17 protein-coding genes and 2 rRNA genes are annotated in these 22,649 nt (G+C 69.9%); 6 read left to right on the top strand and 13 right to left on the bottom strand.

From position 1 onward, the window contains the following. Nucleotides 1-7: 7 nt before the first annotated feature. On the top strand, nucleotides 8-436 hold the full coding sequence (locus CP984_RS27460) for a Fur family transcriptional regulator (protein WP_030640815.1): 429 nt from the start codon (nucleotides 8-10) through the stop codon (nucleotides 434-436). 76 nt (nucleotides 437-512) lie between these two features. On the opposite strand, the gene CP984_RS27455 is transcribed toward CP984_RS27460, so the two are convergent. The 4 genes from CP984_RS27455 to leuA form a co-directional block, all read right to left on the bottom strand. Continuing rightward, complete coding sequence (locus tag CP984_RS27455; RefSeq protein WP_003980752.1) at nucleotides 513-1,328, bottom strand: isoprenyl transferase; 816 nt, start codon at nucleotides 1,326-1,328, stop codon at nucleotides 513-515. 105 nt (nucleotides 1,329-1,433) lie between these two features. Continuing rightward, complete coding sequence (recO, locus tag CP984_RS27450; protein ID WP_003980753.1) at nucleotides 1,434-2,180, bottom strand: DNA repair protein RecO; 747 nt, start codon at nucleotides 2,178-2,180, stop codon at nucleotides 1,434-1,436. Nucleotides 2,181-2,235: 55 nt separating this feature from the next. After that, nucleotides 2,236-2,961 carry a tellurite resistance TerB family protein gene (locus CP984_RS27445; RefSeq protein WP_003980754.1) on the bottom strand — a complete coding sequence of 242 codons (726 nt, stop codon included), beginning with the start codon at nucleotides 2,959-2,961 and terminating at the stop codon, nucleotides 2,236-2,238. A 238-nt stretch (nucleotides 2,962-3,199) separates the two neighbouring features. Further along, nucleotides 3,200-4,978, bottom strand: coding sequence for a 2-isopropylmalate synthase (gene leuA, locus CP984_RS27440; protein ID WP_003980755.1), 1,779 nt, complete (start codon nucleotides 4,976-4,978; stop codon nucleotides 3,200-3,202). 303 nt (nucleotides 4,979-5,281) lie between these two features. On the opposite strand from leuA, the gene CP984_RS27435 reads away from it, so the two are divergent. The 4 genes from CP984_RS27435 to CP984_RS27420 all read left to right on the top strand — a co-directional run bounded on the left by CP984_RS27435 (nucleotide 5,282) and on the right by CP984_RS27420 (nucleotide 9,396). Beyond that, nucleotides 5,282-6,346: a M4 family metallopeptidase gene (locus CP984_RS27435; protein WP_030183051.1), complete on the top strand. Its 1,065-nt coding sequence runs from the start codon at nucleotides 5,282-5,284 to the stop codon at nucleotides 6,344-6,346. A 62-nt stretch (nucleotides 6,347-6,408) separates the two neighbouring features. After that, entirely contained in the window at nucleotides 6,409-6,675 is a 267-nt protein-coding gene (locus CP984_RS27430) for a protealysin inhibitor emfourin (protein ID WP_003980757.1), read from the top strand. 76 nt (nucleotides 6,676-6,751) lie between these two features. Next, complete coding sequence (locus tag CP984_RS27425) at nucleotides 6,752-8,140, top strand: GH1 family beta-glucosidase (protein WP_030183049.1); 1,389 nt, start codon at nucleotides 6,752-6,754, stop codon at nucleotides 8,138-8,140. Continuing rightward, nucleotides 8,137-9,396 carry an MFS transporter gene (locus CP984_RS27420; protein ID WP_003980759.1) on the top strand — a complete coding sequence of 420 codons (1,260 nt, stop codon included), beginning with the start codon at nucleotides 8,137-8,139 and terminating at the stop codon, nucleotides 9,394-9,396. The genes CP984_RS27425 and CP984_RS27420 overlap by 4 nt, the downstream gene beginning before the upstream one ends. Before the next feature lie 16 nt (nucleotides 9,397-9,412). On the opposite strand, the gene era is transcribed toward CP984_RS27420, so the two are convergent. From era to CP984_RS27395, 5 genes are all read right to left on the bottom strand, one after another. Then, nucleotides 9,413-10,351, bottom strand: coding sequence for a GTPase Era (gene era / locus CP984_RS27415; RefSeq protein WP_003980760.1), 939 nt, complete (start codon nucleotides 10,349-10,351; stop codon nucleotides 9,413-9,415). 83 nt (nucleotides 10,352-10,434) lie between these two features. Then, on the bottom strand, nucleotides 10,435-11,703 hold the full coding sequence (locus tag CP984_RS27410) for a cation:proton antiporter (protein ID WP_003980761.1): 1,269 nt from the start codon (nucleotides 11,701-11,703) through the stop codon (nucleotides 10,435-10,437). 81 nt (nucleotides 11,704-11,784) lie between these two features. Next, the gene (locus tag CP984_RS27405; RefSeq protein ID WP_003980762.1) at nucleotides 11,785-13,209 is read right to left on the bottom strand and encodes a cytochrome P450; all 1,425 of its coding nucleotides are present in this window, start codon (nucleotides 13,207-13,209) and stop codon (nucleotides 11,785-11,787) included. Further along, complete coding sequence (locus tag CP984_RS27400; RefSeq protein WP_003980763.1) at nucleotides 13,206-14,306, bottom strand: alpha-hydroxy acid oxidase; 1,101 nt, start codon at nucleotides 14,304-14,306, stop codon at nucleotides 13,206-13,208. Before CP984_RS27400 ends, CP984_RS27405 begins: the two co-directional genes overlap by 4 nt. Further along, complete coding sequence (locus CP984_RS27395; protein WP_003980764.1) at nucleotides 14,303-15,922, bottom strand: NAD(P)-binding domain-containing protein; 1,620 nt, start codon at nucleotides 15,920-15,922, stop codon at nucleotides 14,303-14,305. The genes CP984_RS27400 and CP984_RS27395 overlap by 4 nt, the downstream gene beginning before the upstream one ends. Nucleotides 15,923-16,212: 290 nt before the next feature. Here CP984_RS27395 and CP984_RS27390 point away from each other — a divergent pair, with 290 nt between their 5' ends. After that, nucleotides 16,213-17,835 carry a class I adenylate-forming enzyme family protein gene (locus CP984_RS27390; RefSeq protein WP_078575567.1) on the top strand — a complete coding sequence of 541 codons (1,623 nt, stop codon included), beginning with the start codon at nucleotides 16,213-16,215 and terminating at the stop codon, nucleotides 17,833-17,835. A 19-nt stretch (nucleotides 17,836-17,854) separates the two neighbouring features. On the opposite strand, the gene CP984_RS27385 is transcribed toward CP984_RS27390, so the two are convergent. From CP984_RS27385 to CP984_RS27370, 4 genes are all read right to left on the bottom strand, one after another. Next, entirely contained in the window at nucleotides 17,855-18,220 is a 366-nt protein-coding gene (locus tag CP984_RS27385) for a hypothetical protein (protein WP_003980766.1), read from the bottom strand. An 83-nt stretch (nucleotides 18,221-18,303) separates the two neighbouring features. Beyond that, a complete protein-coding gene (locus tag CP984_RS27380; RefSeq protein WP_003980767.1) occupies nucleotides 18,304-19,176 on the bottom strand; it encodes a helix-turn-helix transcriptional regulator in 873 nt (290 codons plus the stop codon). 98 nt (nucleotides 19,177-19,274) lie between these two features. Beyond that, nucleotides 19,275-19,391, bottom strand: a 5S ribosomal RNA gene (gene rrf, locus CP984_RS27375). 74 nt (nucleotides 19,392-19,465) lie between these two features. After that, nucleotides 19,466-22,589: ribosomal RNA gene (locus tag CP984_RS27370) — 23S ribosomal RNA — on the bottom strand. Nucleotides 22,590-22,649: the final 60 nt, after the last annotated feature.

The raw sequence follows: 22,649 nt of genomic DNA, 5'->3' as shown, positions 1-22,649 counted from the left end.
GGCAACGGTGGCGAGCGCTGGATCTCCGGTGCGCGGCCGGGCGACACGGCAGCGGGCCGCCGTGGCGGCGGCACTGGACGAGGTGGACGAGTTCCGCAGCGCGCAGGAACTGCACGACATGCTCAAGCACCGGGGGGACTCGGTCGGGCTGACGACGGTCTACCGGACGCTGCAGTCCCTTGCCGACGCGGGCGAGGTCGACGTGCTGCGGACCAACGACGGCGAGGCCGTCTACCGCCGGTGCAGCACCGACGATCATCACCACCACCTGGTCTGCCGCACCTGCGGCAAGGCCGTCGAGGTGGAGGGCCCGGCCGTGGAGAAGTGGGCGGACCAGATCGCCGCCGAGCACGGCTTCCAGGACGTCGGGCACACCATCGAGATCTTCGGTACGTGCGGTGAGTGCTCGGCCAAGGCGGCCGAAAGCTCCGCCTGACGCCGCGTACGGCATACGGACGAGGCCGGACCCCTGACCAGGGGTCCGGCCTCGTTCGCGTACGGGTGGGGCGGCGCTACTTCTTCGTGGGCTCCGCCTCCGGCGCCGCGCCGAAGCGGCGGTCCCGCCTGGCGTATTCGAGGCAGGCGTCCCACAGGTTCCGCCGGTCGAAATCCGGCCAGAGAATGTCCTGGAACACCATCTCCGCGTAGGCGCTCTGCCAGATCAGGTAGTTGGACGTGCGCTGCTCGCCGGAGGGCCGTACGAACAGGTCCACGTCCGGCATGTCCGGGTAGTACATGTACTTGGCCACGGTCTTCTCGTTGACCTTGCCCGGGTCCAGCTTCCCGGCCCGTACGTCCGCGGCGATGGCCGCCGCCGCGTCCGCGATCTCCGCCCGGCCGCCGTAGTTGACGCAGAAGTACAGCGTCATGGCGTCGTTGTCCTTGGTCTGCTCCTGGGCGACCTGGAGCTCCTGCACCACGGACTTCCACAGCTTCGGCATCCGGCCGACCCAGCGGATACGGATGCCCAGCGCGTCCATCTCGTCCCGGCGGCGGCGGATGACATCGCGGTTGAAGTTCATCAGGAAGCGCACCTCCTCGGGCGAGCGCTTCCAGTTCTCCGTGGAGAAGGCGTACAGCGACAGGTTCTTGACGCCCATCTCGATGCAGCCCTTGAGCACGTCGAGGACGACGCCCTCGCCGACCTTGTGGCCCTCGGTGCGGGGCAGCCCGCGCTCCTTGGCCCAGCGGCCGTTGCCGTCCATGACGACCGCCACGTGGTTCGGGACGAGCTCGCCGGGGATCTTCGGCGGACGCGCACCGGAGGGGTGCGGCTCGGGGGTCTCGTATTCGCGTCGGCCGCGCCCCAGAATTCCGCGTCGTGCCATCCCGTCCACATCTCCTATGCCGTAGTGCGTGCTGCGTGGTGGGTCCGGGTCCGGGCCGCCGCCCGGTCTCCGCACCGGTAGTCGCCTTCGAGCTGCTGAGCCTATCTACTTCTCCACGTACCGCAGCGAGCGCAGTCCGCGCTCCAAGTGCCACTGCAGATACGCCGCAACGAGGCCGCTGCCCTCCCGTACGTGCCGGGGCTCGCACGCGTCCGCCGTCGCCCAGTCGCCGGACAGCAGCGCCGCGAGCAGCGCGATGGCCTCCGAGGAGGGTACGACGCTGCCCGGCACCCGGCAGTCGCCGCACACCACGCCGCCGGAGCCCACCGAGAAGAACCGATTCGGGCCGGGCAGGCCGCACTTGGCGCAGCCGTCGAAGCTGGGGGCGTAGCCGTTGACCGCGAGCGAGCGCAGCAGGAACGCGTCCAGCACCAGGTGCGGCTCGTGTTCGCCGCGCGCCAGCGTCCGCAGCCCGCCGACCAGCAGCAGATACTGCTGCACGGCCGGCTCGCCCTCGTGGTCGGTGAAGCGCTCGGCGGTCTCCAGCATGGCCGTGCCGGCGGTGTAGCGGGCGTAGTCCGTGACGATGCCGCCACCGTAGGGAGCGATGGTCTCACTCTGTGTGCACATCGGCAGACCGCGCCCGACCAGCTCGCTGCCGCGGGCGTAGAACTGCACGTCGACGTGGGAGAACGGCTCCAGCCGCGCGCCGAACTTGGACTTGGTGCGGCGCACGCCCCGGGCCACCGCCCGGACCCGGCCGTGACCGCGGGTGAGGAACGTGATGATCCGGTCCGCCTCGCCCAGCTTCTGGGTACGCAGCACAATGCCGTCATCGCGGAACAGACTCATGCGGTCCATTCTCGCGCACCCGGCGGGGACGGCCGTACGGCCCCGTGGTGCGGCCTCAGGACGGCGTGCGGGCCGCCGCCAGCAGCCGGGCGGTGTCGTCCGGGCACAGCAGGAGGGCCGTGCCGACGGTGGTCAGGACCTCGCGCTCGGACGGCAGGTACGGGCCGTCGGCGAGGGCGATCCGGGCGCCCTGGAGGAGCAGGGACTCCCGGCCGGCCGGGGCGAGGTGCGGGGCCAGCGGCTCCAGGGCCTCGTGCAGCTCTATGGCCAGCGCGGTGCCGCACGGGTCGAGCCCGCCGCCGGGCCGCCCGAGGCTTCCGGGCGCGGTACGGGACAGGGCGCCGTCGTGCGCGCCGGGCAGCCGGCCGGTGTCGGCCGCGAGCGCGGCGAGCAGGGTCAGCAGCTGGTCCTCCGTACAGTCCGCGAAGCCCGCCGCGCGCACCGTGCCGACGGCGGTGCTGCGCACCCCGGGCGAGGTGGTGCCGCCGGCGGCCAGCACGGCCAGCGTGACGGTGTGCACGGCGTCCCGCAGCATCGCCGAGAAGCGGGTCGTGGTGGGGTGGTCCAGCGCGTCCAGGGCGAAGTGGCCGCGGCAGGCGGAGCACTCGACGACCGGGCCCGCGGTGCCGCGCGGCAGCAGCGGGAGGCCCAGGACCGTCAGCCGGCGGCGGCCGGTCCGCCGGAGGTAGTTGCGGTCCCCGCCGCACTCGGGGCAGAAGAACTCGCCGTCGGCGACGGTGCGCCAGGACGTCCGCACACCCACCACAGCCAGTTTGTGCATCACGTCGACCCTCCGTAACGCTCCGGCATCCTTGCCGCGTTGACGTGATGTTAGCCACATCGGAGATGTGCCGTCAGTACTGCGGACCGGACAAGACGGCCGTTTAAACCGGTTGAACGCCCAAGCGCCCCCCGGCGCTCGCGAGGAGAACCGGGGGGCGCTCGGTATGCCGCAGGTCAGGGCCGTTCGGCGGGCCGTCCGCCGGGCCGTGCGCCGATCCGCGCGGACGGCCCGGTGATCAGCGGCTCGCGCGGTTGACCGCGGAGACGGCCGCCTTGATCGAGGCGCGCACGATGTTGCCGTCGATGCCGACGCCCCACAGCACCTTGTCGCCGATCGCGCACTCGATGTACGCGGCGGCCTGGGCGCCCACTCCCTCGCTCATCGTGTGCTCGACGTAGTCCAGCAGCCGTACGTCCACGTCGATGGCGTGCAGCGCGTCGAAGAACGCCGCCAGCGGGCCGTTGCCGGTGCCGGTCAGGACCGCGTCGGCGCCGTCCACGACCGCCTCGACGGTCAGCGCGTCGGTGTTCTCGGTGGTGGTGGAGGTCTGCGCGCTGCGCAGCGCGATCCGGCCCCAGGCGTTCTCCGGGGTCGGCAGGTACTCGTCCTGGAAGGCCGACCAGATCGCGTCCGGCGTGACCTCGCCGCCCTCGGCGTCGGTCTTCTCCTGGATGATCTTCGAGAACTCGATCTGCATCCGGCGCGGCAGGTCCAGTTTGTGGTCGTTCTTCAGGACGTAGGCGATGCCGCCCTTGCCGGACTGCGAGTTGACGCGGATCACGGCCTCGTACGAGCGGCCGACGTCCTTGGGGTCGATGGGCAGGTACGGGACCGCCCACTCCAGGTCGTCCACGGCCTTGCCCTGCTCCGCCGCCTGGACCTCCATGGCCTCGAAGCCCTTCTTGATGGCGTCCTGGTGGGAGCCGGAGAAGGCGGTGTAGACCAGGTCGCCCGCGTAGGGGTGGCGCGGGTGGACCTCCATCTGGTTGCAGTACTCGGCGGTCCGGCGGATCTCGTCGATCTGCGAGAAGTCGATCTGCGGGTCCACGCCCTGGCTGAACAGGTTCATGCCCAGGGTGACCAGGTCGACGTTGCCGGTGCGCTCGCCCTGGCCGAACAGGCAGCCCTCGATACGGTCCGCGCCCGCCATGATCGCCAGCTCGGCGGCGGCCACCGCGGTACCGCGGTCGTTGTGCGGGTGCACGGACAGGCAGATGTGCTCGCGCCGCGACAGGTTGCGCGACATCCACTCGAAGCGGTCGGCGTGGGTGGAGGGGGTGGAGCGCTCGACGGTGGCCGGCAGGTTCAGGATGATCTCGCGCCCCGCCTCGGGCTGCCAGACGTCCATGACGCCCTCGCAGACCTCCAGCGCGAAGTCCAGCTCGGTGTCGGTGAAGATCTCCGGGCTGTACTGGTAGCCGAAGGCCGTCTGGTCGCCCAGGATCTTGTCCGCGTACTCCATGACCAGCCGGGTGCCGTCCACCGCGATCTGCTTGACCTGCTCGCGCGAGCCGCGGAAGACCACCCGCCGGAAGACCGGCGCGGTGGCGTTGTACAGGTGGACGGTGGCCTTGTGGGCGCCGCGCAGCGACTCGACGGTGCGCTCGATCAGCTCCTCGCGGGCCTGGGTCAGGACGGAGATCGTCACGTCCTCGGGGATCGCGCCCTCTTCGATGATCGAGCGTACGAAGTCGAAGTCGGTCTGGCCGGACGAGGGGAAGCCGACCTCGATCTCCTTGTAGCCCATCTTCACCAGCAGGTCGAACATCTCCCGCTTGCGGACCGGCGACATCGGGTCGATCAGCGCCTGGTTGCCGTCGCGCAGGTCCGTGGACAGCCAGCGGGGGGCCACGGTGATGCGGTTGTCCGGCCAGGTGCGGTCCGGGATGTCCACGGCCTCGTAGGCGCCGTAGCGGTGGATGGGCAGGCCGGACGGCTTCTGGGTGCGGGTCGCGTTGGTGATGGGCGTGGGGCGGCCGACGGAGTTCTCAGCAGGGATCGACGGATTCGTCATGATGACGCGGGGCTCCTCGTGTGTCCGCGGGGGAAGAGGCCGACGGGGCGAAGATCGCAGCACCGAATCCCGCGGGGAGGGGGTCGGCCCTACGACAACAGACCCTCGCCGCGGCAGCTAAGGAGAAGCAGCCCGTAACGCATGATGCACAGCACCCTAGCCGAGGCGACACGAGATCGGCGGCCCCGTATCAGTATGCGGGACCGGGCGGATCTAACCCCCAATCCACGATCAACCACACGTTTTCAGGAATCATGACGGCAGGGAGTGACATGCCTGTGACCCAGTGCCACATTGCCGTGCATGAACCCTGAAGCCACTGAGGCCCACCCCGTGTTCTGCACGATCGTGCCGCCCCACGTCCTCGACCACCTGTCGCAGTTGGAGGACACCGACCGCTCCGAGCGCGCCCTGCGCACCCTGGAGCACGACGCCCTGCAGCGCACCCGGCGCCGCATCATCACCGTCCGCGGCCTCGGGGCGCCCACCGGCACCCCGTCGGACAAGCCGAACCGCACCATCTACGACGCGCGGCACCTGGAAACGCTGCCGGGCAAGAAGGTGCACGCCGAGGCCGACAAGCCGTCCAAGGACGCCTCCGTCAACCGCGCGCACGCGGGCCTCGGCGCGACCTTCGAGCTGTACCTGAAGGTGTACGGCCGGCACTCCATCGACGACTCCGGCCTGCCGCTGGACGCCACCGTCCACTACGGCGTGAAGTACGACAACGCCTTCTGGGACGGCCAGCGGATGGTCTTCGGCGACGGCGACAACGACCTGTTCCTCGACTTCACCATCCCCATCGACGTCATCGGTCACGAACTGACCCACGGCGTGACCCAGCACACCGCCAATCTGGACTACTTCGGTCAGTCCGGCGCGCTCAACGAGTCCATGTCGGACGTCTTCGGTTCGCTGATCAAGCAGTACGCGCTCGGCCAGAACACCTCTCAGGCCGACTGGCTGATCGGCGCCGGACTGCTCGGCCCGAACGTCACCGGCGAGGCGCTGCGCTCGATGAAGGCCCCGGGCACCGCGTACGACGACGACGTGCTGGGCAAGGACCCGCAGCCCGCGACGATGGACCACTACGTCAAGACCTCGCGCGACAACGGCGGCGTGCACATCAACTCCGGCATCCCCAACCACGCCTTCTACCTGCTCGCCACGGACCTCGGCGGCAACGCGTGGGAGCGGGCCGGCCAGATCTGGTACGACACGCTGACCGGCGGCCAGCTGGACAAGGACGCCCAGTTCGCCGACTTCGCGCGCCTGACGGTCGCCACGGCGCGCAGCAAGTACGGTGAGGGCGCGGAGCTCCAGGCCCTCCAGAAGGCCTGGTCGCAGGTGGGGGTTCCGAGCAACTGATCCCGCCCGCTTCTGGCCCGTTCTGTCCGTTTCCCCGCGTCCCACTGGGTAGGAAGCCCGTCATGCGGATTCAAGTACGGCGCACCGGCGGCTTCGCCGGCATCGAGCGGCACGCCGAGGTCGACACCTCGGGCCTGCCCGATGCCGCGGAGTGGCACGCCCTGGCCGAGCGGGCAGCCGCCGCCGGCCGGGGCACGCCCCCGGTTGGCGTCCCCGACGGTTTCAGCTACCAGATCACCATCGACGGCGACACGGTCTACGCCTCCGACCCCCGCCTCACCGACGAACAGCGCCGGCTGATCAGCAGAGTGCTGAAGGAGGGCAGCTGACCGGCCACCGGCCGGTAACTCCCGCCTCCCGCACGCCTCTTGACACCCATACGCGGCGGTAATCACTATCCGGCGCATGGACGCTTCGCGTGTGCCGGACGGGAGTCCGTCGTCTGCGCTGCCCCGCTTTCCCGAGGATTTCGTGTGGGGAGTCTCGACCTCCGCCCATCAGATCGAGGGGGCGGCGGACGAGGACGGGCGGGGGCGGTCGGCGTGGGACGGCTTCGCCGCGGAGGCCGGCCGGATCAAGGACGGATCGGACGCGCGGGTGGCGACCGATCACTACCACCGGTACCGGGAAGACGTGGCGCTGATCAGGGAGCTGGGGGTCGGCGCGTACCGGTTCTCGGTGGCCTGGCCCCGGGTGATGCCGGACGGCGGGCCGCGGGTCAACGCGGCGGGGCTGGACTTCTACGACCGGCTGGTGGACGAGCTGTGCGCGGCGGGCGTCCGGCCGGTGCCGACGCTCTTCCACTGGGACACTCCGGAGGCCGTCGAGGCGGCGGGCGGCTGGCTGGAGCGGGATACGGCACAGCGGTTCGCGGCGTACGCGGATGCCGTCGCGGCGCGGCTCGGGGACCGGGTGGACCGGTGGATCACGCTCAACGAGCCCGCCGAGCTGACGCTGCTGGGGTACGGGCTGGGGCAGCACGCGCCGGGCAGGCAGCTGGGGTTCGAGGCGCTTCCCGCGGCACATCATCAGCTGCTGGGGCACGGGCTGGCCGTACAGGCGCTGCGGGCGCGAGGGGCTGACAATATCGGGATCGCCAATTCCCACGGGCCCACGTGGGCCGCGTCGGAGTCGGCCGCCGATCAGGAAGCGGCGGGGTTGTACGACCTGCTGCTGAATCGGTTGTTCGCCGAGCCGGTGCTGCTCGGGCGCTATCCGGAGGAGGAGCTGACGGCCGCGCTGCTGTCCGGCGCGTACCTGGACGAGGATCTGCGGATCATCGGTGAGCCGCTGGACTGGTACGGGGTGAACTACTACCAGCCGACGCAGGTCGGGGCGCCGCGGGCGGCGGACGGCGGACCGGCCGCGTTCGCGGGGATCGAGCTGCCGCCGGGGCTGCCGTTCGCGCCGCGGGCGATCGAGGGGTATCCGCTGACGGACTTCGGCTGGCCGGTGGTGCCCGCGGCGCTGACCGAGCTGCTGACCGGGTTCCGCGACCGGTACGGCGACCGCCTGCCGCCGGTCGTCATCACCGAGAACGGCTGCTCGTACGAGGGCGTCGAGGACCGGGAGCGGATCGCCTTCCTGGACGCGCACATCCGGGCCGTGCACGACGCGGTCACCGCCGGGGTGGACGTGCGCGGATACTTCGTCTGGTCGCTGCTGGACAACTTCGAGTGGGCCGAGGGGTACGCCCGGAGGTTCGGGCTGGTGCACGTCGACTACGGGACGCTGGCGCGCACGCCGAAGGCGTCGTACCACTGGCTGCGGGACGCGCTGCGGGCGCAGTCGTGACCGGGGCGGGGGCCGCGGAGACGCCCGGGGCCCTCGCCGAGCCGGCCGTGCGGGTGGGCCGCGGCTGGACCGCCGCGCTGGCGCTGGCGAACGGGGCGGTCTGGGCCGGCTGGTACGGCCCGATCCAGGTCCTGCTCGCCCTCCAGGCGGCCGAGCTGGCGCCGCCCGGCATGTCGAAGGAGTCGGTGCTGGCCTGGGTCACGGGCCTGGGCGCCGCGGTCTCCCTGGTCGCCAACCCGCTCTTCGGCGCGCTGTCGGACCGTACGACGTCCCGCTTCGGGCGCCGTACGCCGTGGATCGCGGCCGGTGTCCTCGGCGGCGCGGCGGCGCTGTGCCTGCTGGCGGCGGCCCGGGGCGTCGCCGCCATGGCGGCCGGGTGGTGCCTGGTGCAGCTGGCGCTCAACGCCGCGTTCGCGGCGGTGACCGCGGCCGTCCCGGACCGCGTCCCGCACGCCCAGCGCGGCACGGTCGGCGGCTGGCTGGGCGCGGCGCAGTTCCTCGGCGTGGTGGCCGGTACGGGGTTGGCGTCCGCCGCCGGCGGCATCGCGGCGGGGTACGTGGCGTGCGCCGCCTTCACGGTGCTGGCCACGCTCCCGTACGTACTGCGCTACCGGGACCTGCGGATCGGGCGCGCCGACCGGCCGCCGTTCGCGTGGCGGGCCTTCCTCGCCGGGTTCTGGATCAGCCCGCGCCGCCACCCCGACCTGGCCTGGGCCTGGCTGACCCGCTTCCTGGTCAACCTCGGCAACGCGATCGCGCTGCTCTACCTGCTGTACTACCTGCGCGACGCGCTGCACCGGCCGCGCCCCGAGGACGGCGTGCTGGTGCTGACCGCCGTCAACGGGGTGCTGCTGCTCGCCACGGTCGTCGTCGGCGGGATCTGGTCGGACCGTACAGGGCGGCGCAAACCGTTCGTCCTGTGGTCCGGTGTGATCATGGCGGTGGCCACCGCGCTGCTCGCCGGGTGGCAGACCTGGACCGGCGCGCTGGTCGCCGCCGCGCTGCTGGGCGTCGGCTTCGGCGTCTTCACGTCGGTGGACTTCGCGCTGATGACGGACGTGCTGCCGGCCGCCGCCGACCGGGGCAGGGACCTCGGCATCATCAACATCGCCAACTCGCTGCCTCAGGTCGCCGCCCCCGCACTGGCCGCGCCCGTCGTGACGTATCTGGGCGGCTACCCGGTGCTGTACCTGCTCGCGGCGGGCACCGGGCTGGCGGGGGCGCTGCTGGTGCGGCGGATCCGTGGGGTGGAGTGAGCGGGTCCGGCGGGGCTCAGAAGCCGAGCTTGCGCAGTTGCTTCGGGTCGCGCTGCCAGTCCTTGGCGACCTTGACGTGCAGGTCGAGGTAGACCGGCGTGCCGAGCAGCGCCTCGATGTGCTTGCGGGACTTCATGCCGACCTCCTTCAGCCGCTTCCCCTTGGGGCCGATGATGATCCCCTTCTGGCTGGGCCGCTCGATGTAGACGTTGGCGTGGATGTCCAGCAGCGGCTTGTCGGCCGGGCGGTCCTCGCGCGGCAGCATCTCCTCGACGACGACGGCGATGGAGTGCGGCAGCTCGTCCCGTACGCCTTCGAGGGCCGCCTCGCGGATCAGCTCGGCGACCATGACCTGCTCGGGCTCGTCGGTGAGGTCGCCCTCGGGGTAGAGCGGGGGGCTCTCGGGGAGCATCGGGACGAGCAGGTCCGCGACGAGCTGCACCTGCTTGTCGCCGACCGCCGAGACCGGAATGATCTCCGCCCACTCGATGCCCAGCTCCTGGCCGAGCCGGTCGACGGCGAGCAGCTGTTCGGCGAGCTGCTTGGAGTCGACCAGGTCGGTCTTGGTGACGATGGCGATCTTCGGGGTCTTCTTGATCCCGGCCAGCTCGCCCGCGATGAAGCGGTCGCCGGGGCCGAGCTTCTGGTCGGCGGGCAGGCAGAAGCCGATCACGTCGACCTCGGCCCAGGTGGTGCGTACGACGTCGTTGAGCCGCTCGCCGAGCAGGGTGCGCGGCTTGTGCAGGCCCGGGGTGTCGACCAGGACGAGCTGGGCGTCCGGGCGGTGCACGATGCCGCGCACGGTGTGCCGGGTGGTCTGCGGGCGGTTGGAGGTGATGGCCACCTTCGTACCGACCAGAGCGTTCGTGAGGGTCGACTTGCCCGCGTTCGGGCGGCCGACGAAGCAGGCGAAGCCGGCGCGGTGCGGTGCGGAGGACTCTGTGGGAACGCTCATGGCGCCCATTGTCCCCGATCGCCGGAGCCGCGCCGACCACCCGGTCGGGCGGCGGCCGGCGGCCCGTACCGTACGCGGCCCGCTCAGGGCGCGGCGCCGACCCGCTCCGCCCGCGCCGGGCCGACCGCCCGGCGGGCGTCGATGCGGTCCCACAGGGTGAGCAGCGGGGTGGCCATCACCGTCGTCACCAGCGCCACCACGACCAGCACCGCGAACAGCGACGGCGTCACGATGCCGGCCGCCAGGCCGATGTTGATCGCGATGAGCTGCATCAGGCCCCGCGCGTTCATCAGCGTCCCGATGCGCAGCGCGACCGCGCCCTCCTCCCCCGCCGCCCGGGCCGCCAGCCAGCAGGCGCCCAGCTTGCCGAGGACGGCCAGGGCGACGCAGGCCACGGTGAACAGCAGCAGGCCGGGCGAGGCCAGCAGCGCGAAGTCGGTGTTCAGGCCGGAGTAGGTGAAGAACAGCGGCAGGAAGACGATCCGGCTGATCGGCCCGATCGCCTCGATCGCGCGGTCCACCGCCTCGGAGCGCGGGAAGACCACGCCCAGGCTGAACGCGCCGAAGACCGCGTACAGGCCGATGCGGTCGGTGTACCAGGCGGCGAGGAAGAGCAGGACGACGGTGACCAGCAGCAGCTCGTCGGGGGCCCGGCGGTGGGTGAGGCCCGCCAGGCGGGTGCCGGAGCGGGCGAGCAGCGCGAGGACGACCACCAGGCCGGCGCTCCCGGCGAGGGCGATGAGCAGCGGCCCGGTGCCGCTGCCGGCCATGCCCAGCACCCCGGCGAGCAGCACCCACGCCAGCGCGTCGTCCACCGCGCCGGACGCCAGGGACAGGGAGCCGAAGCGGGTGCCGGTCAGGCCGCGCTCGGTGATGATGCGGGCCAGCATGGGGAACGCGGTGATCGCGAGAGTTACGCCGACGAAGAGGGCCGAGACGCCGACGGCCACGTCCTTCGGGAAGACGTCGACGCTGTCGTGGACGGCGTAGGTCAGCCCCACGCCCAGCGCGAACGGTACGAGGATGCCGGCCGAGGAGATCATCGTGGCCGGCTTGGCCACCCTCCGGATGCCCGCCGTACGGAACTCGTAGCCGGTCTGGAACATGAAGACGACCAGGCCGATCTGCCCGGCGACATACAGCGCGGGCCGCAGTTCCGGCGGGAAGAGGGCCGCCTCCACGCCGGGCGCCAGCAGGCCCAGCACGGACGGCCCCAGCACCACGCCGGCGACCATCTCGCCCACCACGGGCGGCTGGCCCAGTGCGCGCAGGGCCCGGCCGACCAGCCGGCAGACGAGCAGGATGACGACGACGGCCAGGAAGAAGACCGGCCCCAACTCGGTGGTGGACATGGCGGAACGCCCTTCGGCTCGCGGGGACGTACGGGGACGGGCGGGCCCGGGTGCCGGGCCCGGACGGGGCGGGCTCGTGGGTCAGGCGTGCGGGTACGGACAGCGCGCCGGGGCGGGGGCGGTGCCCGGCAGCGGGACGCCCTGCGTGTCGTGGGTGGCGAAGTAGCGCTCGGCCGGGCGCAGGCGGCGGGCGTCGAGCACCATCCACGTACCGAGGACGAGCTGGACGCAGCTGCGCCACACGTCCTCCCACCGGTCGCGCACCCTCAGGAAGACCCGGGCGGCGAGCAGCCGGTGCTTCGGCAGCGGACGGTCGCGCCGGACCAGCAGGCAGGGGGCGCGGTGCGGGATGGAGCGGGTGTGGGCGACGGTGGAGTGGAGGGTGAAGCGGCGCAGCACCTCGCGGGTCGCGGCGTGCATGGCCAGCGGGGCGAGCCGCCAGGCCGGGCACGGCCGGTTGGCGGCGACGCCGAACGGGATGTGGTGCTGCTCCTTGGCCACCAGGCGGTCCCAGCGGGCGGGGTCGAAGACCTCGGGGTCGGTGTAGCCGGTGGCGTGGTAGTCGGGGTAGTTGAAGCACAGGACGGAGCCGGCGGGGATGGCCGTGCCGGGGCCGAGCGGGATGTCGTCCGTGCTGATGCGGTGGGCGACGCCGAAGAGCGGGTAGAGCCGCAGCGTCTCGTTGAGGACGTTGGAGAAGTACCGGTCGTCGTCCGGTCCGGCGGCGAGCCTGCGCTGCGCCTCCGGGTGCTGGGCGAGGACCAGCAGCAGGTGGGCCATGGCCTCGGACATCTGGACGATGGCCGTGTTGAAGAAGGTGCCCTGGAGGTAGTACGCCTGCTCGTCGGGCGTGAGGGAGCCCGGCAGGTGGTGCGGCGGTACGGTCCCGGCGGCGATGCGCTGCCGCAGGTGGCGGGTGAGGCGGGCGCGGCGGGCCGGGTGGCGGAGCCGGGTGCACTTCAGGGAGTTGACCACGTCGGCGGCGTTGTCCACGATCAGGCGCCGGACGTACGGCGGGCACGGTTCGCGGAACACGAGTCCGTAGAAGAACTCCGCCCACACCGGCATCATCAGGTCGCGCAGCCGGACCAACTCGGCCCGGCCGGTGACCAGTTCGTCGAGCACGGCGGCGGTACGGCGGGCCACCGCGGCGGACAGCTCGCGGCTGGGACCGCCCAGCACGGCGAGGGTGGTACGGGCGACCTCGTCGTAGCGCGGGCCGTCCTCCAGGTGCTCCTGGTGCACCTCGGGGCCGGGCGCCAGCCAGTACCAGAAGAGGTCCGAGAGGGCGGCGCCCCGGCTGCGGCCGTTGGCGGCGGGGTGGGAGTAGATCTCCTGGAAGCGGTCGGCGGGGACGTCGGCGCTCGGGAAGGCGATGCCCTCGTCGCCGTTGATCCGCGCGAAGAGCGCGACGCGGGCGGCGACGACGGAGCGCGGCAGCCAGTACGGGACGGAGAGGAGACCGGCCGCGGCGGCGAGCAGCTTGGCGGTGCGGAGGGTGTTCATCGGGCCTCCCCTTCGCCTTCGCCGCGCGCACTCCCCCGCGCGACCACCAGGTCCGGCCCGAGGTCGGCCGGGCTGCCGCCGCCGCACAGCGCCAGTACGTGGTCGAACTCGGCGCGCAGCAGCTCCAGTACGTGCCGGACGCCCTTCTCGCCGTCCGCGGCCAGGCCCCACAGCACCGGGCGGCCGATACCCACGGCCGACGCACCCAGGGCGAGGGCCACGGCCGCGTCCGAGCCCCGCCGTACGCCGCCGTCCAGCAGCACCGGCACCCGGCCCGCGACGGCCAGGACGACGGCGGGCAGCGCCTCGATGCTCGCCGGTGCGGCGTCGAGCTGACGGCCGCCGTGGTTGGAGACCAGCAGGCCGTCCACGCCCTCGGCGACGGCGATCCGGGCGTCGCCTGGGTGCAGGATGCCCTTGAGCAGCACCGGCAGCCGGGTCTGCGCCCGCAGCCGGCGCAGGTCGTCCCAGGAGAGGCCCGGCGTCATGGCGATGTCGCGGGGGCGGCCGTCCGGGGCGCCGGGCAGGCCGCGCATGTTCTCGGCGGCCAGGCCGTCGGGCAGGTCGTCGAAGCCGTGCCGGGCGTCGCGTTCGCGGCGGCCGAAGACCGGCGAGTCGACGGTGACGACCAGCGCCGAGCACCCGGCCCGCTCCGCCCGGCGCACCAGCGCGAGCGTGACCTCCGGTTCGGGCTGCAGATAGAGCTGGAACCACACGGGCGCATCGGCCCGTACCGCGCGGGCGGCGGCGGTCACCTCGGCCACCGGCACGGTCGCCGCCATGCCGGTGACCAGGACCGTGCCGGCCGCCGCCGTCGCGCGGGCGGTGGCGAGTTCGCCCTCCGGATGGGCGAGGCGGTGAAAGGCGGTGGGCGAGACCAGGACGGGCAGGGACAGGCGGTCGCCGCACAGCGTGACGGACAGGTCGCGGGTGGCCGCCCCGCGCAGGACGCGGGGCAGCAGGGCGAGCCTGCGGAACGCCGCCTCGTTCTCGCGCAGGGCCGTCTCCCCGCCGGCGCCGCCGGCGAAGTAGTCGTACACCCGGGGGGCGAGCCGTTCCCGCGCCTGTTCGTGCAGGTCGGCGAGGGTGGGGATCACGGCCGGGCCGCCGCGTCCCGCTCGGAGAGCCGGGTACGCAGGAAGCTCCGCAGGGGCGCGCGGTGGACCTCCTCGCTGTCCCACTCGTTTTCGAGGTTCTCGGTGACGTGGTGCTCGGCGGTCGCCTTGCCGGGCGCCGCGCCGTCGAAGGCGCGGATCACGGGGTGCAGGTAGCGGCCGTCCAGGCCGGTGGTGTCCTGCTGGGAGTTGCGGCCCGCGGTGATGTCGAAGGGGTTCACCTTGTCGTGGCCCTCGCCGTATTCGAGGGTGACGGTGAAGTACCGGTCGATGTCGCCGAAGCCGCCGTCCGCGACGGCGGTGTGCAGATGGTCGACCGGGACCTCTTCGCAGTAGCGGGCCGTGCCGTCCCGGTCGACGAGCACCGCGTCGGCGAGGAAGCCGAACATCTGGAAGAGCGCCGAGCTGCGGTTGACGCGGGCGATCGCCGCGTCGGTGACGGCCTCGGCGGTGCCGGGCAGCGTCCGGGCGGGCCAGGGCCGGCCGTGGTGGCGGGCTTCGAGGATGCGGTGCAGGGCCCGTACGCCGTACCGGAAGCCGTGGATGAAACCACTGGTGGTTTTCTTGAAATCGCGTACCTGGGTGATGGTGCCGGCGAAGTACAGCCCGGGTACGTTCACGGATTCCCAGGCGTCGGTCTGCGCCGGGAATCTGTCGTTGATCGCCAGTTCGGGGCGGCACGCCGGGGCGAATATCGTCGGGTCGAAGCGGAATCCGGTGGCGAGGATGACCCGGTCGTACACGATGTCCTTGACGACTTCCTGGACCCGGGAAAAGGACACGGAGACCTTATAGGTACCGTCCGCTTGCCGCCGGATACGCAGGATGTTGCCGTCCAGCACCGCGTTCTGCAATTTCAGCTGATAGGTGTCGAGAAAGTTGTTGTTGACGGCCCGCAGGTGTCCGACGAAATGGGTCTGCCAGGCGAGCTTCAGCGAGCCGGGGCCGGCGACGTGGATGACGGAGGCGGTCTCGATGAGGTTGTCCGCGGTTTCGAACGCGGAGTTGCCGCGGCCGATGATCAGCACCCGCTGCCCGGTGAAGGCGGCCGGGTCCACGTCCACCTCGTCGTAGCGCTCGACCTCCTCGACGCCCTCGATGGGGGGCACGTACGGGCGGGTCACGCCGGTCGCCACGATGAGCCGCCGGGCGCGCAGGACGGCGCCGTCGGCGGTACGGACGTGGAAGTCGCCGGGGCCGGACGGGCCGCCGTCCGGCCGGGAGATCTCGGTGACGTGGGTGTTGTAGCGGATGCGGAGCCGGTGCGTGGCGGCGAAGTCGGCGAGATAGCCGACCATCTCGTCGGCGGCGGGGAAATAGCGCGGGGTGCGGGCGGTGAACAGCGGGGTGCGCTCGTCGGAGAGCAGGGAGTTCCAGTCGGTGCGCATGTTCAGCTCGGGGTCGTCCCACCCGGTGTGCACCTTGTTGATGGAAATGAGCGTGCGGTGCCGGGGAAAGCGGGTGAAAAACGTACCGGGGGCCGCACCGGCCTCCACGATGAGATAACTGCGCCCGGCCTGCTGCAGAAAATATCCGGCCTGTAATCCGGCGGGTCCCGCACCGACCACCAGATAGTCCGTCGTTTCTTCGTGGCTCACGCAATTCTCCTGTCACCTGCGAAGGATGGAGATGGAGCGGAAACCGACATTACTTGAGTGTTAAAGCACGGCACCAGTACGCGATTAAGTGATCTGCGTCACACCTTTTTTGAGGTTTGCGAGTACGCTGCGGAAGCCAGTGTCACAAGGTCCGGGACTTTTACCCGGAACGCCGTTCTGTCGCGCCCCGGCGGGCCCCCGCATTGCTCCGCCCGTACGCCACGCCCCGCTTGTCCCGCCGGTCCCGTGACGCATTTCAGCCGTTCACCTCCAGGAGCGGATGCAGCGAAATGAATCAGCCAGCCGAAAGCCCATTGCCCCGCGACCACGTCTTCCCGCACGCCCTCGTCGACGCCTTCCGACGGCAGCCGGACACGGCGGCCTTCGAACACCGGGGACGCGCCGTCCCGCGCCGCGAGGTCCTGGACCGGGCCGCCCGCTGCGTACGCGGACTGCGCGCCGCGGGCATCGGCCCGGGCTCGTCCGTCGCGGTCGCCGCCGGTGTCACCCCCGAGACGTTCGCCCTGCACCTGGCGGTGCACTTGCTGGGCGCCCGGCTGACCGGCCTGCGCCCCGGACTGCCGCCGCGGCACCTCGCGCAGATCCTGTCCGACGGCATCGACGTCCTGGTGCACGACGAGCCGTCGGGCACCCCCGAACTCTTCACGGCAGCCGGTGACCTCGGCCGACTCCGCCTGGAAAAGGACCTGTTGAGTACGGCGGTCGCCACCTCACCGGACGACCTCGTGCCCCGCGGGCGCCCGGACGACATCGCGCTGATCACCCTGACCAGCGGCAGCACCGGGCAGCCCAAGCGGTGCGCCCACACCTACCGCAGCCTGAGCGCGAGTTGGTCGTGGCAGCCCGCCCGCTGGACCGCGCGGACCTCCGCGCTCGCCGCCGCCTACGCGCGCTTCCTGCTCTTCGGCACCCTCACCAGCGCGGTGATCTTCGAGCATCTGGGGCTGTGCCTCCTCGGCGGCGGCACCGCCGTCATCCCCGACCCGCCGCCGTCCTTCCCGGAGGTCTTCGCGCGGCACCGCATCACCGCCTGCCTGCTCACCGTCCCCCGGCTGTACCACATCCTGGACACCCTGCGTACCGAGCCCGTGGACACCAGCAGCCTGCGCGCCCTGCTCGTGGCCGGATCCCCCCTGGCGCCGCACCGCCTCGCCGAGGCCACCGAACGGCTCGGCCCGGTCGTGCACCAGGGATACGGCCAGACCGAGACCGGCATGCTGACCCTGCTCACGCCCGACGACCTCGCCCACGGGCCCCGGTCGGCGTACGGCACGGTGGGGCGGCCCTTGGACGGGGTGGAGATCGACGTACGGGACCCGGGCGGCGGGCAGCCGCCGGCCGACGGCGCCACCGGGGAGATCTGGGTCCGTACCGCCGGGGCACTGGCCGGTTACTGGCGCGACGAGGCGGAGACCCGCGCCGTGCTGCGCGACGGCTGGGTACGCACCCGCGACCTCGGCCGCCTCGACGAGCACGGCTTCCTGCGGCTCACCGGGCGCACCCGCGAGGTGATCATCGTCAACGCCGTACTGCACTACGCGGGCGCCATCGAACAGGCGCTGGCCCGGCACCCGGACGTGGACCAGGCGTACGTCGTGGGCGCGCCGGACGAGCGGACCGGCGAGGCCGCCCACGCGTTCGTCGTACCGACGGCGGAACGGCGGCCCGACCCGGCCGCGCTGCGCACGCACGTCGCGGCGGAGCTGGGCCCCGCGAGCGTGCCCGCCACGATCACCGTCATCGCGGAGGTACCGGTCGCGGGGAGCGGCAAGCCGGACAAGCGGGCCCTGCTGGGTCTGGTCGGGGGCGGTGGGCCGGTCGGGGGCGGCGGCTCGGTCGCGGGTGCGGCTGGTGGCGGTGGGCCGGTCGGGGGTGCGGTCCGCTCCGGGTGACGGGCGGCGTCGCGGCCGGTCAGCCCGCCTGGACCGTGGCCCGCAGCGTGCCGTCCGGACCGGCGACCAGCACCGGCGTCCCGGCGCCGCCCAGGTCCCGTACGGCCGCGAGGTCCTCGGCCGTCGCGGTCTGCGCCGCGGTCACCACGGCGGCGGCCTCCAGCGACTGCGCACCGCTCGCGACGGCCATCGCTACCGCCGTACGCAACGCGCTGAGCTGCAACGACTCCAGCGCGACGGTACCGGCGACATACGTGCGCCCGGTCTCGTCGCGGACGGCGGCGCCTTCCGGCACGCCGTTGCGAGCCCGCGCGGAACGGGCCAGCGTGATGATCTTGCGGTCTTCCGGGTCCAGCGGTGCGGCTTCGCTCATACGGGCGAGCATATGTGTCCGGGGGGCCGCGGGAGGCGCGGGGGGGCCTACGACTGCGCGGCGGTCCGGCGTGCCGTACGCGCCTGGGCCGGCCGTCAGCCCGCCACCGAATACATCCCGCCCCGCCGGCCCTCCGGCGAGGTGAGCCACTCCAGCTTCGCCGCCGTGTCCACCTCCGCCGTCCGGCGGGGGTTGTGCAGCACGATGGTCAGGTCCGGGCGGGCCGGCACCCGCAGCTGGGTGGCTTCGAACAGCAGCGTGCCGACGAGCGGGTGCTCCAGCTCCTTGTGGATCTGCCCGCCGTCCTGCACGTCCCCGCGCGCCCACAGCTCCGCGAACTCCGCGCTGGCCGCGGACACCTCCCGCACGACGTCCTCGTACCCCTCGTCACCGGCCCGCTGCGACCACGCCGCCCGGTACTGCGCCACGATCGTCGGCGCGTTCCGCTCCCAGCTGGCGGCGCGGGACCGATAGACCGGATCGGTGAAGTAGGAGATCAGACAGTTGGAACGGGAGCCCTTCTGGCCGTAGTTGAGGACCAGCCGCGCCGCCTCGTTGTAGGCGACGCAGTTCCAGTACGGGTCGAGGATGTGCGCCGGGAACGGCATCCACGCGTCGATCAGCCGTTGCAGCCCCTCGCTCATGTCGAGCATCGCGGGGTCCGGGGCCTGTGGCAGCGGCGGGTTGAGCCCTGCCAGTACGTACAGGTGCCGCCGCTCGGTGTCGCTCAGCCGCAGCACCCGCGCCACGGAGTCCAGGACCTGCGGCGAGACGGTGATGTCGCGGCCCTGTTCCAGCCACTGGTACCAGGAGGCGCCGACCCCCGCGAGCACCGCGACCTCTTCGCGGCGCAGTCCCGGCGTACGGCGGCGGCCTCCGTCGGGCAGGCCGGCGTCGGCCGGGCTGACCCGGGCCCGGCGGCTCATCAGGAAGTCCCGAAGTTCCTGGCGGCGGCGCGATGTGGCCACGCTGTTCCCCCTGTCGATCGCTCTGCGCTTCGGTCCGCATCGACTCTAAACGCAGAAAAGCCCCGCACCATACGGTGCGGGGCTCCCCCACAAAGATTGTTCGGCGGCGTCCTACTCTCCCACAGGGTCCCCCCTGCAGTACCATCGGCGCTGAAAGGCTTAGCTTCCGGGTTCGAAATGTAACCGGGCGTTTCCCTAACGCTATGACCACCGAAACACTATGAAGATGAACTCCAGCCAGCAAGGCAAGTTCGTTACTTCAGAACAAACACAGTGGACGCGAGCAACTGAGGACAAGCCCTCGGCCTATTAGTACCAGTCAACTCCAACCGTTACCGGTCTTCCATATCTGGCCTATCAACCCAGTCGTCTACTGGGAGCCTTACCCCATCAAGTGGGAGGGAGCCCTCATCTCGAAGCAGGCTTCCCGCTTAGATGCTTTCAGCGGTTATCCTTTCCGAACGTAGCCAACCAGCCATGCCCTTGGCAGAACAACTGGCACACCAGAGGTTCGTCCGTCCCGGTCCTCTCGTACTAGGGACAGCCCTTCTCAAGACTCCTACGCGCACAGCGGATAGGGACCGAACTGTCTCACGACGTTCTAAACCCAGCTCGCGTACCGCTTTAATGGGCGAACAGCCCAACCCTTGGGACCGACTCCAGCCCCAGGATGCGACGAGCCGACATCGAGGTGCCAAACCATCCCGTCGATATGGACTCTTGGGGAAGATCAGCCTGTTATCCCCGGGGTACCTTTTATCCGTTGAGCGACGGCGCTTCCACAAGCCACCGCCGGATCACTAGTCCCTACTTTCGTACCTGCTCGACCCGTCAGTCTCACAGTCAAGCTCCCTTGTGCACTTACACTCAACACCTGATTGCCAACCAGGCTGAGGGAACCTTTGGGCGCCTCCGTTACCCTTTAGGAGGCAACCGCCCCAGTTAAACTACCCACCAGACACTGTCCCTGATCCGGATCACGGACCCAGGTTAGACATCCAGCACGACCAGAGTGGTATTTCAACAACGACTCCACCATGACTGGCGTCACGGCTTCACAGTCTCCCACCTATCCTACACAAGCCGAACCAAACACCAATATCAAGCTATAGTAAAGGTCCCGGGGTCTTTCCGTCCTGCTGCGCGAAACGAGCATCTTTACTCGTAGTGCAATTTCACCGGGCCTATGGTTGAGACAGTCGAGAAGTCGTTACGCCATTCGTGCAGGTCGGAACTTACCCGACAAGGAATTTCGCTACCTTAGGATGGTTATAGTTACCACCGCCGTTTACTGGCGCTTAAGTTCTCAGCTTCGCCCCACCGAAATGGAGCTAACCGGTCCCCTTAACGTTCCAGCACCGGGCAGGCGTCAGTCCGTATACATCGCCTTACGGCTTCGCACGGACCTGTGTTTTTAGTAAACAGTCGCTTCTCGCTGGTCTCTGCGGCCACCACCAGCTCAGGGAGCACGTCCCATCACCAGCCGTGGCCCCCCTTCTCCCGAAGTTACGGGGGCATTTTGCCGAGTTCCTTAACCATAGTTCACCCGAACGCCTCGGTATTCTCTACCTGACCACCTGAGTCGGTTTAGGGTACGGGCCGCCATGAAACTCGCTAGAGGCTTTTCTCGACAGCATAGGATCATCCACTTCACCACAATCGGCTCGGCATCAGGTCTCAGACTTCATGCACGACGGATTTGCCTACCGTGCGTCCTACACCCTTACCCCGGGACAACCACCGCCCGGGCTGGACTACCTTCCTGCGTCACCCCATCACTCACCTACTACCACCTTGGATCAGCGGCTCCACCACTCCCCTTTGTCCGAAGACTCCAGGGCGGCTTCACGGCCTTAGCATCAGAGGATTCGATGTTTGGCGCTTCAAAGCGGGTACCGGAATATCAACCGGTTGTCCATCGACTACGCCTGTCGGCCTCGCCTTAGGTCCCGACTTACCCTGGGCAGATCAGCTTGACCCAGGAACCCTTAGTCAATCGGCGCACACGTTTCCCACGTGTGTATCGCTACTCATGCCTGCATTCTCACTCGTGAACCGTCCACAACTACCTTCCGGCGCTGCTTCACCCGGCACACGACGCTCCCCTACCCATCACAGTCCCCGTTAGGAGTACATACTGCAATGACATGACTTCGGCGGTGTGCTTGAGCCCCGCTACATTGTCGGCGCGGAATCACTTGACCAGTGAGCTATTACGCACTCTTTCAAGGATGGCTGCTTCTAAGCCAACCTCCTGGTTGTCTCTGCGACTCCACATCCTTTCCCACTTAGCACACGCTTAGGGGCCTTAGTCGATGCTCTGGGCTGTTTCCCTCTCGACCATGGAGCTTATCCCCCACAGTCTCACTGCCGCGCTCTCACTTACCGGCATTCGGAGTTTGGCTAAGGTCAGTAACCCGGTAGGGCCCATCGCCTATCCAGTGCTCTACCTCCGGCAAGAAACACACGACGCTGCACCTAAATGCATTTCGGGGAGAACCAGCTATCACGGAGTTTGATTGGCCTTTCACCCCTAACCACAGGTCATCCCCCAGGTTTTCAACCCTGGTGGGTTCGGTCCTCCACGAAGTCTTACCTCCGCTTCAACCTGCCCATGGCTAGATCACTCCGCTTCGGGTCTTGGGCACGCTACTATATCGCCCTCTTCGGACTCGCTTTCGCTACGGCTTCCCCACACGGGTTAACCTCGCAACATACCGCAAACTCGCAGGCTCATTCTTCAAAAGGCACGCAGTCACGACGCAAAGAACAAGTTCTCTGCGCGACGCTCCCACGGCTTGTAGGCACACGGTTTCAGGTACTATTTCACTCCGCTCCCGCGGTACTTTTCACCATTCCCTCACGGTACTATCCGCTATCGGTCACCAGGGAATATTTAGGCTTAACGGGTGGTCCCGCCAGATTCACACGGGATTTCACGGGCCCCGTGCTACTTGGGTGGTTCTCAAGCGAGCCGCTAATGTTTCAGCTACGGGGGTCTTACCCTCTACGCCGGACCTTTCGCATGTCCTTCGCCTACATCAACGGTTTCTGACTCACCGACCGGCCGGCAGACCGATCAAGAGAACTCCCACAACCCCAACCACGCAACCCCTGCCGGGTATCACACGTGACTGGTTTGGCCTCATCCGGTTTCGCTCACCACTACTCCCGGAATCACGGTTGTTTTCTCTTCCTGCGGGTACTGAGATGTTTCACTTCCCCGCGTTCCCTCCACATACCCTATGAGTTCAGGTACGGGTGACAGCCCATGACGACTGCCGGGTTTCCCCATTCGGACACCCCCGGATCAAAGCTCGGTTGACAGCTCCCCGGGGCCTATCGCGGCCTCCCACGTCCTTCATCGGTTCCTGGTGCCAAGGCATCCACCGTGCGCCCTTAAAAACTTGGCCACAGATGCTCGCGTCCACTGTGCAGTTCTCAAGCAACGACCAGCCACCCACCACCCCAAC

This window comes from Streptomyces rimosus (assembly GCF_008704655.1).
Taxonomy (GTDB): Bacteria; Actinomycetota; Actinomycetes; order Streptomycetales; family Streptomycetaceae; genus Streptomyces; species Streptomyces rimosus.
Note: the sequence above shows the minus strand (reverse complement) of the source record. Positions and strands in the feature narration are given on the sequence as shown.